Genomic DNA, 3,129 nt, shown 5'->3' with positions numbered 1-3,129 from the left:
CCTCAAGGCCACCCCCAGCCACCTGCCCCTGCTCCCCGCCCTGCCGCACGACCTGTCGCCCGCCGAGGAGTTCATGCTGGGCGGCGAGGCCCTGGTCGGGGAGGCCCTGCGCGCCTGGCGCCAGGACCACCCGCGGGTACGCCTGATCAACCACTACGGCCCGACCGAACTCACCGTCGGCTGCACCGACCACCGCATCGAACCCGGAGACGACCTGCCCACCGGCCCGGTGCCCATCGGCCGCCCCATGTGGAACACCCGGGCGTATGTGCTGGACGGGCGGCTGAACCCGGTACCGGTCGGCGTCGAGGGCGAGTTGTACGTCGCAGGCGACCATGTGGCCCGCGGCTACTGGAACCGGCCGGGCCTGACCGCCGAGCGGTTCGTCGCCGATCGGTTCGGCCCGCCGCCCGGTGTGGGGGCGGCTCCCACGCCTTCCGGGCAGTGGGGGCGCATGTACCGCACCGGAGACCTGGCGGTGCGCCGGGCCGACGGGACGCTGGAGCTGCGCGGGCGAGCGGACGGACAGCTCAAGATCCGCGGGCTGAGGATCGAGCCGGGCGAGGTGGAGGGCGTGCTCACCGCCCATCCCGCAGTCACCCAGGCCGCGGTGGTGGTGCGCGAGGACGGGACCGGGGTCCGGCGCCTCGTCGGATACGTCGTGGGGGCCACCGAGGCCGACCTCCCTGCCGTACACGCCCACTGCGCCCGGCAACTGCCCGCCCACATGGTCCCCGAGGCGCTCGTCGTGCTCGACGCACTGCCGATGACGGGCAACGGCAAGCTGGACCGCGCGGCCCTGCCCGCGCCCGCACGGGAGACGGCGGGGGCGAGCAGGGCGGCCCGTACCCGGGAGGTCCGCACCCGGGAGGAAGGGATCCTCCAGACGCTGTTCGCCGAGGTGCTCGGCACCGCCGAGGTGGGCGTCGACGACGGCTTCTTCGACCTGGGTGGCGACAGCATCACCTCCATCCACCTGGTGAGCCGCGCGCTCGCCGCAGGGCTGAAGCTGACCCCGCGTGACGTGTTCGAGCAGCGGACCGTGGCAGGACTCGCCGCCCTGGCGGCCACCCGCCCGGCCCCCGACGGCCCCTCGGGGGACGAGGAACCGGCGGTCGGCGACCTGCCCCTCACCCCGGCAATGCACCGGCTGCGTGAACGCGGCGGTCCGATCGGCTCGTTCAGCCAGTCCGCCCTCCTCGTCACACCCGCCGGAGCCGACGAGAAGCGGCTCACGGCAGCGCTCCAGGCCCTCGTGGACCATCACCACGCCCTGCGCATGCGTCTGGGTGCCGACGACTGGGCGGCGGTCGTGCCGCCGCCCGGGACCGTGGACGCGGGTGCGTTGCTGGAGCGGGTGGCCGTACAGGACTTCGTGCTCGCGCTTTCCCAGGTGGAGCATCAACTACATCCGCATACAGGCGAGTTGCTGCGTGCGATCTGGTTCGACGCCGGACCCGGCCGCCCCGGACGTCTCCTGCTGACGGTTCATCACCTGGCGGTGGACGCCGTCTCCTGGAACATCCTCCGCGCCGACCTGGCCGCCGCCTGGCGCGGGGAGGAGCTGTCCGCGCCGGGCACCTCCTTCCGGCACTGGTCCCTGTTGCTGGAGCGGACGGCATCGGAGCGGGCGGCCGAACTCGACGTGTGGCGGCGGATGCTGGAAGGCCCCGCCCCGCTCCTCGGCGCACGGCGCCCCGACCCGGAGCGGGACGTGGTCGGCGACATGCGCCATCTCATGCGGGAACTCCCGGCCGAGATAACCACCGAGCTGCTCACCACCGTCACGGCCGCCTTCCACACCGGTCCCGAGGACGTGCTGCTCGCCGCGCTGGCCATCGCCTTCAGACGCCGGTGGGGCCACCCGGCACTCCTGCTCGACATCGAGCGGCACGGTCGCGAGGAGATCGGTGACGGCGTCGACGTGTCACGCACGGTGGGGTGGTTCACCAGTGTCGTGCCCGTGCGGCTCGACCTCACCGGTGCCGACCCCGGCGACCGGGCCCACGCCCTGAAGAGCGTCAAGGAGCAGCTGCGGTCCCTGCCCGACCACGGCATCGGCCACGGTCTGCTCCGCCACCTCAACCCCGGGACGCGTCCGGTCCTCGCCGCCCTCCCGGTCCCGGAGGTGGGCTTCAACTACCTGGGCCGCGCGGCCCGTTCGGCCGACGGCGATTGGTCGCCCGTGCCCGAACCGCTGCCCGACCTCGGGGCGTCCCACGACCCCGCGATGCCCGTCGCCCACGGTCTGGAGATCACCGCCGCGACCACCGGCGACGGACGGCTCACGGCCACCTGGTCCTGGTCCCCGGGCATCTGGGCCGAGGAGGACGTCCGTGCCCTCGCCGACCTGTGGTGCGAGGAACTCACCGCCCAGGCCGACGGCACCCCGGCCGGCGGGTACACCCCGTCCGACCTGCCCCTGGTGGCCCTGTCCCAAGCAGAGATCGACGAACTCGAAGCCGAGTTCGGAAGCGAGTGGAGGTAACTCACGGTGACTCGGTCCGGAATAGCCGACATCCTGCCCCTGTCGCCGCTGCAGGAAGGTCTTCTCTTCCACGCCCTGTACGACGACGAGCAGTCCCCCGACGTCTACGCCGCCCAGCAGATCCTGGAGTTGACCGGGGAGCTGACCGGTCGGGTCGACCCCGCCGCCGTACGCGCCGCCGGACAGGCCCTGCTCGACCGGCACCCCAACCTGCGCGCCTGCTTCCGCCGCCGGGACGCCGGACAGCCGGTGCAGATCGTGCCCACGGATGTCGAACTCCCCTGGGCCGAGGCCGACCTGTCGGCGCACGGCGAGGACGAACGCGACAAGGAGTGGGAGCGGCTGCTGGACGAGGAGCGCACCCGCCGCTTCGACCTCGCGAAGCCGCCGCTGATCAGGTATCTGCTGGTCCGGTGGGCCGAGGACCGGTACCGGCTCGTCGTCACCAACCACCACATCCTGCTCGACGGCTGGTCGAAGCAGCTCCTCGTGCGCGAGTTCACCGCCCTGTACGCGGGCGAGCACCCCATCGCCCTGCCTCCGGCGCCCGCCTTCCGCGACTACCTGGCCTGGCTGGCCCGGCAGGACCGCACAGCCGCGCAGGCCGCCTGGCGGGGCGCACTGGACGGGCTGCCCGAGCC

At 73.2% G+C, this 3,129-nt stretch carries 2 protein-coding genes; both read left to right on the top strand.

Going from position 1 to position 3,129, the window contains the following annotated elements:
- Positions 1-2,488, top strand: a 2,488-nt coding sequence (locus FNH08_RS47725; protein WP_152778155.1) for a condensation domain-containing protein, incomplete at its 5' end; no start/stop codon positions are given.
- 6 nt (positions 2,489-2,494) lie between these two features.
- Positions 2,495-3,129 (top strand): condensation domain-containing protein (locus FNH08_RS47720; protein ID WP_322726599.1); only part of this gene is annotated, 635 nt, incomplete at its 3' end.

Source organism: Streptomyces spongiae (genome assembly GCF_009377185.1).
Classification (GTDB): domain Bacteria; phylum Actinomycetota; class Actinomycetes; order Streptomycetales; family Streptomycetaceae; genus Streptomyces; species Streptomyces spongiae.
This window is presented reverse-complemented; position numbering and strand designations above follow the sequence as displayed.